Raw genomic sequence first — 14,857 nt, 5'->3', positions numbered from 1 at the left:
TCGCGAAGGGATAGCAACATGTTTGATGGCCTGTCGATCTTCATCTCGGGTGGTACCGGCTCGTTCGGTCGCGCCTTCGTCAAGCGGCTGCTAAGCGACTACCAGCCCAAACGGGTGGTGGTGTTCTCTCGCGACGAACTCAAGCAGTACGAGATGAGCCAGGAGTTCGATGCCCCCTGCATGCGCTACTTCCTCGGCGACGTGCGCGACGAGCAGCGCCTGCAGCAGGCCATGCGCGGCATCGATCTGGTGGTACATGCCGCCGCCCTCAAGCAGGTGCCGGCGGCCGAATACAACCCTACCGAATGCATCCGTACCAACGTCAATGGCGCGGAAAACATCATCGCCGCGGCGTTGCAGAACGGCGTGAAGAAGGTCATCGCCCTGTCCACCGACAAGGCTGCCAGTCCGATCAATCTCTATGGCGCGACCAAGCTGCTGTCGGACAAGCTGTTCGTCGCCGCTAACAACATCGCCGGCAGTCGCGATACGTCCTTCGCCGTGGTGCGCTACGGCAATGTGGTTGGCTCCCGCGGCTCGGTTTTGCCACTGTTCCGCAAGCTGATCGCCAAGGGCGCCAAGGACCTGCCGATCACCGATGCGCGCATGACGCGCTTCTGGATCACCCTTGACGAGGGCGTGGATTTCGTCATGCGCAGCTTCGAGCGCATGCAGGGCGGTGAGTTGTTCGTGCCCAAAATTCCCTCCGCGCGGATCGTCGATCTGGCTACCGCCCTGGCGCCGGACCTGCCGCAGCGCCAGGTTGGCATCCGTCCGGGGGAAAAGCTGCACGAGATGATGATCTCCCGGGATGACAGTCCTCATACCCTGGAATTCGCACGCCACTATGTCATCGCGCCGGCGCTGAGCTTCAACCAGCCGTGCAACTACTCCCTTGATGGCCTGGGCGAGCAGGGACATCCGGTCGAGCCGGGCTTCGAATACCTGTCCGACAGCAACCCCGACTATCTGGACGTCGCGGCGCTGCGCCAACTGGTCGAGCGCTGCCCATGAGCGCCATTCCCTACGGTCGGCAATCCATCAGCGAAGCGGACATCGCCGCGGTCACCGCCGTGCTGCGCTCCGACTGGCTGACCCAGGGGCCGATGATCGAGCGCTTCGAACAGGCGGTGGCGGGGCGCTGCGAAGCAACGCATGGCGTGGCCGTGTGCAATGCCACGGCGGCGCTGCATATCGCCTGCCTGGCACTGGACCTGGGGCCAGGGGATCTGCTCTGGACCTCGCCCAACACCTTCGTGGCCAGCGCCAACTGTGCGCGCTATTGCGGCGCCGACGTCGAATTCGTCGACATAGATCCGCGCACCCTCAATCTCAGCGTCCCGGCGCTGGCCGCCAAGCTGGAAGTCGCCGAGCGGGCAGGGCGGCTGCCGAAGATCCTGGTGCCCGTGGCCTTCGCCGGCCAGAGCTGCGATATGGCGGCCGTCCAGCCTTTGGCACGCCGCTATGGCTTCAAGGTGATCGAGGATGCGTCCCACGCCATAGGCGCGCGTTACGCCGGTCAGCCCGTAGGCTCTGGCGCCCAGGCCGACATCACCGTATTCAGCTTTCATCCGGTGAAGATCGTCACCACCGGCGAAGGGGGACTGCTCACCACCAACGATGCCGCCCTTGCCGAACGGCTGCGGCGACTGCGCAGCCACGGCATCACCCGCGATCCGGCGTTGCTGCAGGCCGCAGGGCAGGGTGGCTGGTACTACGAACAGCTGGAGCTGGGCTTCAACTACCGCATCACCGACATCCAGGCGGCCCTGGGACTGTCGCAGCTCGACCGCCTGGAGCCCTTCATCGCGCGCCGGCGCGCCCTGGTCCAGCGCTATCGGGAGCTGCTGGCAGAATTGCCGGTCGGCCTCCTTGGCGATCAGGTCGGTGCCGAGTCGGCCTGGCATCTCTTTCCCATCCGCGTGGAGCAAGGCCAGCGCGATCAGGTCTTCGCCGGGATGAGAGCTGCGGGTATCGGCGTCAACCTGCACTACATTCCCGTGCACCTGCAGCCCTATTACCGCGCCCTGGGCTTCGCACCCGGCGATTTTCCAGAAGCCGAGCGCTACTACGCCCAGGCCCTGAGCCTGCCGCTGTACGCCGACCTGAGCGAGGCCCAGCAGGATCGTGTGGTTGAAGCGCTGGCCGAGTTGTTGAAGTAGAGGAAAGGAGCATGCGAGAGATGACCGCGCAAGAGCGCTTCTGGCAGGGTGAATTCGGCGATGCCTACGTCGACCGTAACGCCGGCGCTGCAGCCGTGGCCAGCAGCCTGGCCTTCTTCGGACGCGCGTTGGCGCGCGCCGGCGGCCTGGGTAGCGTACTCGAACTGGGCACCAACCGTGGCCTCAACCTGCAGGCCCTGCGAGCCCTGTTGCCCCAGGCGCAGTTGCAGGGTGTGGAGCTCAACGGCAAGGCCTGCGCCCTGGCCCGGGCGCAGAACGTGGCCGAGATCTGGGAGGGTTCGCTGTTCGATTATCCCGTGACCAAGGGCTTCGACCTGGCGTTCACCAAGGGCGTACTCATCCATCTGCCTCCCGACTTGCTGCCGGCTGCCTACGACAAGCTGTACCAGGCCAGCCGACGCTTCATCCTGGTCGCCGAGTACTACAACCCCACGCCGGTGGAAGTGAGCTATCGCGGCCATGCCGAGCGACTGTTCAAGCGCGACTTCGCCGGTGAACTGCTCGACCGCCATGCCGATCTGCGCCTGCTGGACTACGGCTTCGTCTATCACCGCGATCCGCTGTTTCCGGCCGATGACATCTCCTGGTTCCTGCTGGAGAAACAGGCGTGACCGCTATCGCCATCATTCCCGCCCGGGGGGGCAGCAAGCGCGTCCCGCGCAAGAACCTCAAGGCCTTCCACGGCCGGCCGATGATCGCCTATTCCATCCAGGCGGCCCTGGAGAGTGGCCTGTTCACCCGGGTCGTGGTCAGTACCGACGATGCAGAGATCGCCGAAGTCGCCCGGAGCTGGGGCGCCGAGGTGCCCTTCCTGCGTCCCGCCGAGCTGGCGGATGACCATGCCGGTACCGTCGAGGTGATCCAGCATGCGGTAGCGGCGCTGCTCGAGCAGGGCGAGGACTTCGCCTATGCCTGTTGCCTTTACGCTACCGCACCTTTCGTGACCCCGGCCGATCTGGCGCGGGGGCTGGAAATCCTCGAAGGTCATCCGGACAAGGCCTATGCCTTTACCGTCACCGATTTCGCCTCGCCGGTGCAGCGAGCGTTGCGGCTGCGCCCTGACGGCGGTGTCGAATCGCTCTATCCGGAGTTCTACGAAACCCGCTCCCAGGACCTGGAGCCGGCCTTCCACGATGCCGGCCAGTTCTATTGGGGACGCACCGAGGCCTGGGCGCAGGGTGCACCCTTGCATGCGTCTCACTCGCTGCCCATACGGCTGCCGCGGCATCGGGTGCAGGATATCGATACCCCCGAGGATTGGCAGCGCGCCGAGTTGCTGTATGGCGCCCTGCTGACCGGTTTGGGCCGCCTATGCGCATCCTGATCCGCTGCGATGCCTCGACGTCGCTGGGCTCGGGTCATGTGATGCGCTGCCTGACCTTGGCCGATGTCCTGGCGGCGGCGGGCTGCCAGGTGCATTTTGCCTGCCGTTCCGGTCCTGGCGATCTGCAGGCGCTTATCGCCGCAAGAGGCCATGAGGTCCATGCCTTGCTGGTACCGGACCCGCGCCGCGATATGGAGGCGGCGCTGCCCTGGCAGGATGACATCGAGGCGCTCTGGAGCGCTCTGCCGGCGCAGCTGGACTTCGCCTGGTGCGTGGTGGATCACTACGGACTCGGTCACGAGTGGGAGACGGCCGTGCGCCTGCGTGCGCGCCGCGTCCTGGCCATCGATGACCTGGATACCCGCCGGCATGCCGTCGATCTCCTGCTGGACCAGAACCTTACCGCTCAGAGAAGAACCATCACCTTGCCAGACACGGCACGTCTGCTGGCCGGACCGCGTTTCGCCTTGTTGCGACCTGCCTTCGCCCGACCGCGCGCTGAATGCTGGGGGCCGATCAGGCGTGTTCTGGTGAGCTTTGGCGGCGTGGATGCCGCCGGAGAGACGCTCAAGGTCTTGACTGCCCTCGCTGATTTCGCCGAATTCCAGGTGGATGTAGTCGCCGGACCGGCCAATCCCCACTGGGTCGAACTCGTCGAACGCTGCCAGGGACATCCGGCGTGGCGCCTCTGGCAGCACGTGGAGGATTTCGCCGGGCTGCTGCGCGAAGCCGACCTGGCTATCGGCGCGGGTGGCGGCACAGCCTGGGAGCGGGCCTGCCTGGGGGTCCCCAGTCTCTGCGTCTCTCTGGCGCCCAATCAGCGCGCCAATGCCGAGGCCCTGGCGGCCGGCGGCGCCCATCTTTACCTGGGCGAAGCGGCGCAGGTCAGCGTCGCTGTCTACCGTGCAGCCGTGCAGACGTTGCAGGCCAGTCCCGGCCTCCGCCAGAGCCTGGCGGCCCGCGGCCGGGCGCTGGTGGATGGTCGCGGCGCTAACCGGGTAGCGACGGCGCTGCTCGGCATGGAGCTGCTCCTGCGTCCGGCGACACTCGAAGATGCTCGACTGCTTTTCGAGGGTCGCAACGCCGAAAGGGTACGACAGGCCTCCGTCAATACCGCCCCGATTGGCTGGGAGCAGCATCTGGCCTGGTTACAGCAGGTCTTGGCCCAACCCGAGCGGCGCTTGCTGCTGATCGGCGAGACGCTCGATGGACCTGTTGGCGTATTGCGCTACGACCGCCTGGAGGGACTGAGGGCCGAGGTCTCGATCTACCTGCTGCCCGAGCGCCTCGGTCAGGGGTGGGGAGAGCATCTGCTGAGCGGCGGTGAGCAGGCTGTTCGACGTCATTGGATCGACCTGGAATCCATAGCGGCACAGGTGCGTCCGGGCAATCTGGCCTCCCTTCAGCTTTTCCAGCGCGCAGGTTTTCTACTGCGTGATCATCAGCTTCAGCTTTCTCTGCCGAGAATCCCATCATGAGCACCTTCCGTATTGGTAATCGGTTGGTAGGGCGCGACGCCCCGCCTTTCGTCATCGCCGAAATGAGCGGCAACCACAACCAATCCCTGGACCGGGCGCTGGCTCTGGTCGACGCCGCAGCCGATGCGGGGGCCCATGCCCTGAAACTGCAGACCTATACCCCCGACACTATGACCCTGGATCTGGACGAGGGAGAATTCCATATCGGCGATCCCGCCAGTCTCTGGGCCGGCACCTCGCTCTATCGACTCTACGGCGAAGCCCATACGCCCTGGGAATGGCACGAGCCCATTTTCCAACGCGCTCGCGAGCGCGGCCTGGAAGTCTTCTCGACGCCCTTCGATGCGTCCTCGGTGGATTTCCTCGAGTCGCTCGACGTCCCGGCCTACAAGATCGCCAGCTTCGAGAACGTCGATCTGCCGCTGATTCGCCGCGTTGCCGCGACTGGCAAGCCGCTGATCATCTCCACCGGCATGGCCAGCCTCGCCGAATTGCAGGAGTGCGTGGAGGCCGCGCGTTCGGCCGGATGTCGCGATCTGGTCCTGCTCAAGTGCACCAGCACCTATCCCGCCAGTCCGGCCAATACCCACCTGCGGACCATTCCACACATGCGTGAGCTGTTCGGCTGCGAGATTGGGCTCAGCGATCACACGCCGGGAGTAGGGGCTGCGGTCGCGGCCGTGGCGCTAGGTGCGAGCGTAGTCGAAAAACATTTCACCCTGTCCCGGGCAGAAGGCGGTGTGGACGCGAGTTTTTCACTGGAGCCTGATGAGCTCAGGGCGCTTGTGGTGGAGACCGAGCGTGCCTGGCAGGCCATGGGGCAGGTGCATTACGGACCCACGCCCGACGAGCGCAAATCACTGGTCTTCCGCCGCTCCCTCTATGTGGTACGAGACATGGTGGCGGGCGAAGCCTTCAGTGAGGCCAATGTCCGCGCCATCCGTCCCGGTCTGGGCCTGGCGCCCAAGCATCTCGAGCGGGTCCTGCGCAGCACGGCCCGTGAGCCGCTCAAGCGCGGACAAGCCCTGGACTGGCGTCATCTCCAAGAGCGCGATCAATAGCACTGGTGTTTGAACCCAAGCTCCTTGCATGTCACATCCATCCATAAGCCAAGGCGCACGATAATCTGGCGCCTACCAGCGTCGGCCGGATCCAGGCTGAAATCCTATTCCTTGGGAGACGGTTGCAACCATGACCCTCCAGCACCTATCCACCCAGCCACTCCAGGACTGGACCTCGACCGACCTGCCGCTTTCCGACGGCCCCTGGCTCTTCGGCAATGCCGGGATCGATCGCCTGCGGCAGCAGGTGGAAGACGCCTTCGCCCGGCGCCATCTGCATCCCGCAGCCGAACCCCTGCGGGTGAGTGCCGACCAGATGTCCGTACCGGCGACCCGCAACCTGCAGGCCTATGCTGCGCTACCGTCGAATCTAGCGGTTGAACAGCGCTGGCATGACTATGCCGCCGCCTTGGAAGAGGGCGGGCGACTGGTACTGGACGTGCGTCCGGCGGAGCACTGGCAGGGGTTCGGTCGGCGTCTGACAGCCCGGGATCAGCGGACACCGTGCTATGCCCTCTGCGACCTGATCGACCAGTTGAGCGCTCAGGGACTGGCCGTCATCGCCATCGAGCCCTATGCCGGGCTCTGGGACAATGCCTGGCTGTATCGGGGGCTCAGGCACAGACACAAGTGGCGGCGGCTGCTGTCCTGGCTTGCCAACGACGAGCCGCTGCGGACCTGGGCGCTGCGCCTGGAGCAGGAGGTTTTCGCCACGCTGGCACCCCGGGCAAGTGGACGCTGCCTGGTCGCGGCAGAGAAGCGTCCCGGGGCGGTGGATCCTGAGGAGACATTGCAGCAACTCGCCGAGCGCGACCAGGCCCTGCGTGATCCTCTGCGCCTGGCGCCGGGTGCCGAGGTGCTGGCGGCAAGCCAGGCGGAGGTGACTTCTTCCCTGCGTGCCCAGCAGCTGTTGCTCATGCTTGGCGAGGTTCTGCAGCGACACTATCCGCAGCTGGATTGGCTGGCGCTGCTGCCAGAATCAGCCGCTCGGCAATTGCGCGATTGGCAGTCCGCCGAGGCGATCGATCAGCGGGCCATGGCCATACTCGACGCATGGCACCAGGGCTCCGGCGAACATGAAGAGCTGTTGCGCGGCCTCGACTATTTCCTGATGACGCCGCTGTTGCGGCAGTATTTTCCGGCACGGAGAACACCCTCGTGAAAGCCCCGGCCATCGTCGCCTTCCTTTGGGACAATCAACTGCCGGTGTTGCGGGAGTTCTTCCGCCGACACGGCCCCCTGACCCTGATCACCCTGTCGCCCTATGTCTCGCAGGGGCTGCTGGATGTATTGGACGAAGCGGGTAGCAAGGTCTTCGTGCTGGATCAGGAGCTGGACGATGCGGGCGTCTTCGCCGTCGAGCGCGACACCCACCACTGGCATAGCCGCCTGCAGCTCTGGTTCGATCAGGGTCCGCCGGCGCGTCTGCACAACGAAGACTGGACCGCGTTGCGCGCCCTGATCGATGCCCGCCTGCACGCCGAGTTGCCCACCGTGGTGACGCTGCTGGAAAGCCTCGCCCGCGCGCAACGCGACTACCGGCTGAGCCTGGTGCTGGGCAGTGAAGACGTGATGGTCATCGCCAAGGTGACCATGCTCTGGGCGCGCACCCAGGGGATTCCTTCCCTGCACCTGTCCCACGCCCTGGCGCTGAACGATCCCTACACGGTGCATGGGCGCCAGGTCGCCGACATCACCGCCGTCTACGGCCAGCGTGGCCTGGAGGGCTATCTGGATTATGGGGTGCCGCCGGAGCGCCTGAGGGTCACTGGCAATCCGGCCTGGGATGGCATTCCCGCACGGCGTGCCGCCCGTGCCGAGCATGCCGCGGCACTGCGTGCCAGGCACGGTCTGCGCGTCGGAGAACCCATCGTGGTGTTCGGCACCACCTGGGCGAGCGGTCATAGCGCCCACGGTGACCAGGCCATTTTCGAACGAACCGTGGCGGCCTTCATCGATGCTTGCGAGAAGCTGTTCAGTAGCGGCTTGACCTTCAATGCGGTGATCAAGGATCGTCCGCCCAATTTCCAGTTCGGCGAGACGCGCGTGGCTGAGTTGCTGCGCGAACGCCAGGCCGATCCGGGGCGCTATTTCTATCTGGTCGAAGACGGTCCGCTCTGGCCGGTGGTCGCCGATGTACTGATCGCCGTGGATTCCAATTACTGCGTGGAAGCCCTGCTGAGCGGCACCGCTGCCATCAATTTGCGGCATCCGGGCAACATGCCCTTCGGACCCTGCTATGCGGCGGAAGCCGGTATCGCCGACGTCACGGCGCAAGAGCTGCCCGAGGCCCTTGGCCGTCTGCTGTGCGATCCTGGCGAGCGGGCTCGGCAGATTGCGGCCAGCGCCCGCAACGCACCCTATTACAACCTTGCCCAGGCGGGCGATGCCGCCCAGCGCGTAGCACAGCTGATGGGTGAGATGGCCGTCGGCCTGGTGCCGCGTCTGCTGGCCTGGCTGGATGCCCGCCTGCCTATCGCGGCGGAGCGCGAGGCGCTGCAGCGTCCGCTTGACGAGCTGGGTCGCGGCCGGCAATTGCTGGGAATCCTGATTCTCGATGCCGACCAGAATGGCGGCGCGGTGCAGCGGACTCTAGCCAGTCTGCAAGAGGCCCTGGGGTCGGCCTGGACCGCTGTAGTAGTCAGCCCGGCGCCTGTCCCCGTCACCCTAGAGGCCGGCGTCGAATGGCTACCGGTCGAAGCAGGGGAGATCATGACGGTCGCCTCGGCACGGATGCAGGAGCAGGGCAATGCGGCCTGCGACTGGTGGTTGACCCTGGACGCCGGTGGCGAATTTACTCGCAGCGGCCTGCTGCTGGTCACCTCGATGCTAGCCCGGTTGCAGTTGCAGGATCCCGAGGGGCAGGCCAGTCATGCCTGTTTCGCCGACGAGTTTCAGCGGTCTGCCGAGGGTGCGATCGGCGCCTGCTTTCGTCCCGACTTCAACCTCGATCTGCTGCTGAGCTTTCCGGCGCTGTTCGGACGGCACTGGGCCGTGCGTCAATCGAGCCTGCTTGCCCTGGGCGGCCTGGAGCCTGCCTACGGCACTGCAGCACCTCTGGATCTGCTGCTGCGGGTGATCCAGCGCCATGCCGGAGCCGGTATCGAACATCTGCCCGAGGTCCTGCTGGTCGCGGACAGTCCCGCCCTGAGCGTCGAGCCCGCCGAGCAGGTGGCGCTGGAGCAGCACCTGCAGGCACGCGGCTATGCCGAGGCCCGGGTCGAAGCGTTTCTGCCACGGCGGTATCTCATCACCTACGGCCATCAGGCGACTCCCAGCGTATCGGTGGTCATCCCGGTGCTGGATGAGCTGGAGCGCGCCCAGCGCTGTCTGGACAGCTTGCTGGAACAGACCCGCTATGCCGGTTTTGAGGTCCTGCTGGTCGATTGCGGCAGCCGTCAGCCGGCGACGCAACGCTGGTTAGATGACCTGGAGGCGCTGGCTGCCGAACAGGTGAAGGTCTGGCGCTTTGCTGGCGAGCCGAATCGCTCCGCGCTGATCAACGCCGTGGCCCAGGCCAGCGCGGCAGACTTCCTGCTGCTGCTCGAGCCCGGTTGCGTGCTGGTGCAGCCGGACTGGCTGGAGGTCTTGCTCGATCAGGGGCAGCGGCCGGAAGTCGGCGCCGTCGGACCGCGGATCTGCGATCCCGAGGGGCGGATCCTCGAAGCGGGCCTGCTGTTGGGTCTGGACGATGCGGCCAGTGCGGCCTTCGCCGGTGAGGATCTGCAAGCCCCTGGCTATCTGAGTCGGCAGCAGCTGGTCCAGGACTACAGCGCGCTGGGCGCAGCCTGCCTGTTGCTGAAGCGCGAGCTGATCCTGGCGCTGGATGGCTGGGATGCCGAGCGCTTTCCGCTGGCCTATGGCCCGGTGGATTTTTGCCTGCGTCTGCGGCAGGCCGGTTATCTCAACGTCTGGACGCCCCAGGCGACGGTTGTCCAGGAAGGTCTGGACGGCACACTGGTCGATCAGCAACGTGCGACGGAGCGCGAAGCGCTGCAGGAGCGCTGGCTCCCCGTGCTGGCACGAGATCCCGCGTACAACTCTCAGCTCTCCTTGGCCGGCAGCGGCTTCAGCTTCGAATACGGTACGCGACGCCTGCAGCAGGCCGTCCTCCCGCAGATCCTGGTCTGTCCCGCCGACGAAGCGGGCTGCGGCCATTACCGGATACGTCAGCCGTTGATGGCGCTGCGCGATGCCGGTCGGGTAGAGGGGCTGATCTGCGCCCAGCATCCGACGCCCCTGGAACTGGAGCGTTTTTCGGTCGATACCCTGGTCCTGCAGCGGCAGATCACCGATGACCAGCGTGACAGCCTGCGTCGCTTGCAGAGGCTATCGCGCACCTTCACGGTGTTCGAGCTGGACGACTATCTGCCCAACCTGCCGCTCAAGAGCATGCATCGCGCCTCGATACCCAAGGATATCCTCAAGGCGCTGCGCCAGGCCGTGGCGACCTGCGACCGCCTAGTGGTCTCTACGCCGGCGCTGGGCAGTGCTCTGGCCGGTATGAATACCGATATACGCGTCGTACCGAACTTCCTGCCTCCACGCTGGTGGGCGGGGCGGCAAAGCCTGCGTAGACAGGGACGCAAGCCACGAGTGGGCTGGGCGGGGGGCAGCAGCCATACCGGCGACCTGGAGTTGGTGGTGGATGTCGTCCAGGCGCTTGCCGACGAAGTGGAGTGGGTCTTCTTCGGCATGTGCCCCGACCGACTCAGACCCTATGTGCATGAGTTCCATCCGGGCGTCTTCATCGACGACTACCCGGCCAAGCTGGCCAGCCTGGATCTCGACCTCGCTATTGCCCCGCTCGAAGACAACCTGTTCAACCGCTGCAAGACCAACCTGCGGCTGCTCGAATATGGCGCCTGCGGTTTCCCCGTGGTGTGCTCGGATATCGAGCCCTACCGAGGTGATCTGCCGGTAACCCGGGTGCGCAACAGATTCAAGGACTGGTGCGATGCCATTCGCGGTCAGCTGGCCGATCTGGATGCCACCGCACGACAGGGCGATCTGCTGCGTGAACAGGTGCTCCAAAGGTGGATGCTGGAAGGCCGCAATCTGGACGCCTGGCAGGCTGCATGGCTACCCGGTTGAATGCCGCAAGGAAAAGTGTGCTTCGCCATTAAATAAAACGGCTCTCCCGTCGATAACCTGGATGTCACTCTCCGGCGTTTGATCACTGTCAAGTGTCTGGCGAAGAAAATCGCCAAACACCCTTAAAGTTCTAGCGACAGGCGCCGATAAACAAGATGAATGCGAAATACAGGGGCGTCTGAGCAAGCAGGTCCCATTCGCATGCTCAGGCACACAAGGTTCAACTGGAGACGCCACCATGGCACTTACCGTCAATACCAACATCCCTTCCCTGAACACTCAGCGTAACCTGCAGAACGCGTCCAGCTCGCTGGCCACCTCCATGCAGCGCCTGTCCACCGGTAGCCGTATCAACAGCGCCAAGGACGATGCCGCCGGTCTGCAGATCTCCAATCGTCTGACCAACCAGATCAACGGTTTGAACCAGGCGACTCGCAACGCCAACGACGGTATCTCCCTGTCGCAGACCGCTGAAGGCGCCATGCAACAGTCCACCAACATCCTGCAGCGTATCCGCGACCTGGCCGTGCAGTCTGCCAACGGCTCCAACAGCGACGCCGACCGCGCCGCTCTGCAGAAGGAAGTGACCGCGCAGCAGAACGAACTGACCCGTATCGCCCAGACCACCACCTTCGGTGGCCGCAAGCTGCTGGACGGCTCCTTCGGCACCACCAGCTTCCAGATCGGCGCCAACGCCTACGAAACCATCGACGTCACCCTGAAAGACACCTCGGCCACTGCCCTGGGTTCCAACCAGGTTGGTAGCGGTGCCAGCACCAGCGCAGGCAGCGCCGTTGCCGGTAGCGGTGGCGCTCTGACCACCAGCGGCAAGATCACTCTGGTGGGCGGCGGCAAGAGCCAGGACGTCACCTACAAGGCGGGCGATTCCGCCAAGACCATCGCTGGCGCCATGAATGGCCAGATCCCCGGTCTCGCCGCCTCGGCGCGTACCGTGCTGACCGTGACCGACAGCATCACCAGTGGTTCGGCCAACATGAAGGTGACCGTAGGTGGCAACTCCCTGGATCTGGTCGGTGTGACCAGCACCAAGGACATAGCCGACCAGCTCAACGCCAACGCCGCCAAACTGGGCGTCACTGCCAACTACGACAGTCAGTCCAAGAAGCTGACCATTACTTCGGCTACGGGTGAGAACGTCACCTTCGGCAAGGATACCGGCACCGCTGCAGGCGCTATCACTGTCGCCTCGCAAAAATCCGACGGTACCTACAGTGCGGGCGTCGATGTACGGGCCAACGGCGGCCAAGGCATGGGCTACGTCAAGCTGGACTCGCCGACCACCTTCGCCATGACCGGTGACACCGCCAAGATCTTCGGCGACACCAAGTCCTCGCTGAGCAAGGTCTCCGACGTCGACATCTCCACCGCCGACGGCGCCCAGAAGGCTCTGGCCGTGATCGACCAGGCCCTGGCCAACATCGACTCCCAGCGCGCTGACCTCGGTGCGGTGCAGAACCGCTTTGACAACACCATCAGCAACCTGACCAACATCTCGGAGAACGCCACTTCCGCCCGTAGCCGCATCAAGGACACCGACTACGCCGCGGAAACCGCGAACCTGTCGAAGAACCAGGTGCTGCAGCAGGCTGGTACCGCGATCCTGGCCCAGGCCAAGCAGCTGCCCCAGTCGGTTCTCAGCCTGCTCCAGTAAGGGCATAGATCGGTCTAGGCAGGGAGAAGGGGGACGCCCCTTCTCCCTTTCATGCGTTGTGAGGACATTACAATGGACATCGTCAAGACAACGGGTTTTTCAGCGGTAAGGCCCTATGGCGCTCAATCGAGCCCTGCGGCCGCGACGTCCTTCAGTGCTGCGGCGCCCACGGCGGACTCCACGGTCAAGTCGGTTTCCCAAGCCAGCAAGGCTGACGGGGACAAGGCGGAGAAGCCGGAAGACGGCAACGTGGATGGCGCCCTGTCCAAGCTGAAATCGAAATTCCAGGAAGATCATCGCAACCTGGATTTCAGTATCGACGACTCCACCGGCGAGGTGGTGGTCAAGGTGCTGGACGGCGAATCCGGCAAGCTCATCCGGCAGATGCCCAGTGAGGAAGTGCTCAAGCTGGCCAAGCAGTTGGATGAAATGCGCAGCCTGATGTTCAAGGCCGAAGCCTAGTTGGCGCGGAACTTGTATCGGACTGACTGAACGCAGAGGCGACGACGTAACGTTGGCAGGGGGATAGTGACATGGCAGGTATCAGCGGGATTGGCGGCTCGGGACTGGACATCGATTCCATCGTCACCAAGATGGTGGCTGCCGAAAAGGCACCCAAGCAGGATCAGTTGAACGCGACGCAAACCAAGGCGACCGCGCAACTGACCGCGATCGGTTCACTGAAAGGCGCCATCAGCGAATTCCAGACCGCGCTGACCACGCTCAACAGTCCCACCAGCTTCCAGGCACGCGCGGTCAACCTTTCGAAAAGCGACTATCTCACGGCCACGGCCAGTACCAGCGCCAGCATTGGGAGCTATCAGGTCGCGGTCACTCAGCTGGCTGGCAGCAGCAAGGTGGCCCTGGCGTCCGTACCAGCCACATCCACCACGACTGCCAGCGACAACAAGACTTCCACTACGACTCCCACCACCTTCGGCAAGGGCACGCTGAGCATCAAGGTCGGCGATACCAAATTGTCGGACATCAAGGTCGATGCCACCAACAACACCCTGAGTGGCATCCGCGATGCCATCAACAAGGCCGGACAGAGCCAGGGCATCAGTGCCAGTGTCGTCAATGACGACACGGGTTCACGACTGGTATTGAGCAGCACCAAGACCGGCGACGGTAACGATATCTCGGTAGCGGTGAGTGGTGACGACGGTTCAGGCAAACAGAGTCTGACCAAGCTGGCCTACACGCCAAGCGGCACTGACTCCTCTGATCCCGCAGCTGCCCATTCACTCTCGAAAGCCAAGAGCGCCCAGATGACCATCGATGGTCTGAAGGTCACCAGCGCCTCGAATACGGTGAGCAATGCGGTCGATGGTCTGAGTTTCACGCTCAAGGCCACTACTCCGGCGGACAGTCCAATGACCGTTGGCGTCAGCCAGGACGAGTCAGGCGTCAAGGGCAACGTCCAGAAATTCGTCGACGCCTATAACAAGCTCATGGGCGTGATCAAGACCCAGACCTCGGTGACCAAGGTCGGGGACAACAGTGCGCCCATCACGGCTGCGTTGGTAGGGGATGCGACCGCCCGCGGTCTTACGACCACCATCCGCAGCGAGCTTGGCACCATGCAGGGGACAGGCGCCGTCAAGGCGCTGGCCGATCTGGGTATCACCACCCAGAAGGATGGCACCCTGGCCATCGACGACACCAAGCTGAGCAAGATGGTGAGCTCCAACTTCAGTGACCTGTCCGGCTTCTTTACCGGCGACCAGGGCATAGCGGCGCGGCTCAAGGGTAAGCTCGATCCCTATACCATGGCCAATGGCATTCTCGAGCAGCGTTCGAACTCCCTGAGCACCACCTTGAAGAATGTGGATGCCCAGACCGCCACGCTGAATACCCGCATGACCGCGCTCTCGGATCGCCTCTACAAGCAATACAACGCCATGGACCAGCTGTACTCGTCGTTGTCGAGCACGGCGTCCTCGCTGTCCCAGCAGCTGGCGGCCATGCCTTTCGCCAACAATAGTTGAGCAGGTGGAATCGGCCAATCCGGTCGATAAAGGGGTCAAGTAATTCGCGTCATG

At 64.2% G+C, this 14,857-nt stretch carries 11 protein-coding genes; all 11 read left to right on the top strand.

Annotation, left to right across the window (positions count from 1 at the left end; all coding sequences use genetic code 11):
• Window positions 1-18: 18 nt before the first annotated feature.
• Window positions 19-1,014, top strand: coding sequence for a UDP-N-acetylglucosamine 4,6-dehydratase (inverting) (gene pseB, locus OXS31_RS14480; protein ID WP_145248369.1), 996 nt, complete (start codon window positions 19-21; stop codon window positions 1,012-1,014).
• Window positions 1,011-2,162 carry a UDP-4-amino-4,6-dideoxy-N-acetyl-beta-L-altrosamine transaminase gene (pseC, locus tag OXS31_RS14475; protein ID WP_115946527.1) on the top strand — a complete coding sequence of 384 codons (1,152 nt, stop codon included), beginning with the start codon at window positions 1,011-1,013 and terminating at the stop codon, window positions 2,160-2,162. The genes pseB and pseC overlap by 4 nt, the downstream gene beginning before the upstream one ends.
• 11 nt (window positions 2,163-2,173) lie before the next feature.
• On the top strand, window positions 2,174-2,794 hold the full coding sequence (locus OXS31_RS14470) for a pseudaminic acid biosynthesis-associated methylase (protein ID WP_027598023.1): 621 nt from the start codon (window positions 2,174-2,176) through the stop codon (window positions 2,792-2,794).
• Window positions 2,791-3,507 (top strand): pseudaminic acid cytidylyltransferase, encoded by a 717-nt coding sequence (gene pseF / locus OXS31_RS14465; protein ID WP_267399816.1) that lies wholly within the window; start codon window positions 2,791-2,793, stop codon window positions 3,505-3,507. The genes OXS31_RS14470 and pseF overlap by 4 nt, the downstream gene beginning before the upstream one ends.
• A complete protein-coding gene (gene pseG, locus OXS31_RS14460) occupies window positions 3,495-4,985 on the top strand; it encodes a UDP-2,4-diacetamido-2,4,6-trideoxy-beta-L-altropyranose hydrolase (RefSeq protein ID WP_181083291.1) in 1,491 nt (496 codons plus the stop codon). The genes pseF and pseG overlap by 13 nt, the downstream gene beginning before the upstream one ends.
• The gene (pseI, locus tag OXS31_RS14455; protein ID WP_181083293.1) at window positions 4,982-6,046 is read left to right on the top strand and encodes a pseudaminic acid synthase; all 1,065 of its coding nucleotides are present in this window, start codon (window positions 4,982-4,984) and stop codon (window positions 6,044-6,046) included. Before pseG ends, pseI begins: the two co-directional genes overlap by 4 nt.
• 130 nt (window positions 6,047-6,176) lie before the next feature.
• Window positions 6,177-7,208 carry a hypothetical protein gene (locus tag OXS31_RS14450; RefSeq protein ID WP_267399810.1) on the top strand — a complete coding sequence of 344 codons (1,032 nt, stop codon included), beginning with the start codon at window positions 6,177-6,179 and terminating at the stop codon, window positions 7,206-7,208.
• A complete protein-coding gene (locus tag OXS31_RS23460; RefSeq protein ID WP_267399808.1) occupies window positions 7,205-11,140 on the top strand; it encodes a glycosyltransferase in 3,936 nt (1,311 codons plus the stop codon). The genes OXS31_RS14450 and OXS31_RS23460 overlap by 4 nt, the downstream gene beginning before the upstream one ends.
• Before the next feature lie 238 nt (window positions 11,141-11,378).
• Entirely contained in the window at window positions 11,379-12,812 is a 1,434-nt protein-coding gene (locus OXS31_RS14440) for a flagellin (protein WP_058791681.1), read from the top strand.
• Between the two features lie 72 nt (window positions 12,813-12,884).
• A complete protein-coding gene (locus OXS31_RS14435; RefSeq protein WP_244950575.1) occupies window positions 12,885-13,274 on the top strand; it encodes a flagellar protein FlaG in 390 nt (129 codons plus the stop codon).
• A gap of 71 nt (window positions 13,275-13,345) precedes the next feature.
• The gene (gene fliD, locus OXS31_RS14430) at window positions 13,346-14,803 is read left to right on the top strand and encodes a flagellar filament capping protein FliD (protein WP_267399806.1); all 1,458 of its coding nucleotides are present in this window, start codon (window positions 13,346-13,348) and stop codon (window positions 14,801-14,803) included.
• The last annotated feature ends 54 nt before the right edge of the window (window positions 14,804-14,857 follow it).

It is taken from the genome of Pseudomonas sp. GM_Psu_1, from assembly GCF_026544185.1.
Classification (GTDB): domain Bacteria; phylum Pseudomonadota; class Gammaproteobacteria; order Pseudomonadales; family Pseudomonadaceae; genus Chryseomonas; species Chryseomonas oryzihabitans.
The sequence above is the reverse complement of the archived record's forward strand: the minus strand, read 5'-3'. Positions and strand labels throughout refer to the sequence as shown.

Excerpts from the sequence above, each read along its gene's own strand:
- OXS31_RS14435 (WP_244950575.1), top strand. The coding sequence starts at position 12,885 with ATGGACATCGTCAAGACAACGGGTTTTTCAGCGGTAAGGCCCTATGGC.
- fliD (WP_267399806.1), top strand. The coding sequence starts at position 13,346 with ATGGCAGGTATCAGCGGGATTGGCGGCTCGGGACTGGACATCGATTCC.
- OXS31_RS14440 (WP_058791681.1), top strand. The coding sequence starts at position 11,379 with ATGGCACTTACCGTCAATACCAACATCCCTTCCCTGAACACTCAGCGT.
- OXS31_RS14450 (WP_267399810.1), top strand. The coding sequence starts at position 6,177 with ATGACCCTCCAGCACCTATCCACCCAGCCACTCCAGGACTGGACCTCG.
- pseB (WP_145248369.1), top strand. The coding sequence starts at position 19 with ATGTTTGATGGCCTGTCGATCTTCATCTCGGGTGGTACCGGCTCGTTC.
- pseI (WP_181083293.1), top strand. The coding sequence starts at position 4,982 with ATGAGCACCTTCCGTATTGGTAATCGGTTGGTAGGGCGCGACGCCCCG.
- OXS31_RS14470 (WP_027598023.1), top strand. The coding sequence starts at position 2,174 with ATGCGAGAGATGACCGCGCAAGAGCGCTTCTGGCAGGGTGAATTCGGC.
- pseG (WP_181083291.1), top strand. The coding sequence starts at position 3,495 with ATGCGCATCCTGATCCGCTGCGATGCCTCGACGTCGCTGGGCTCGGGT.
- pseC (WP_115946527.1), top strand. The coding sequence starts at position 1,011 with ATGAGCGCCATTCCCTACGGTCGGCAATCCATCAGCGAAGCGGACATC.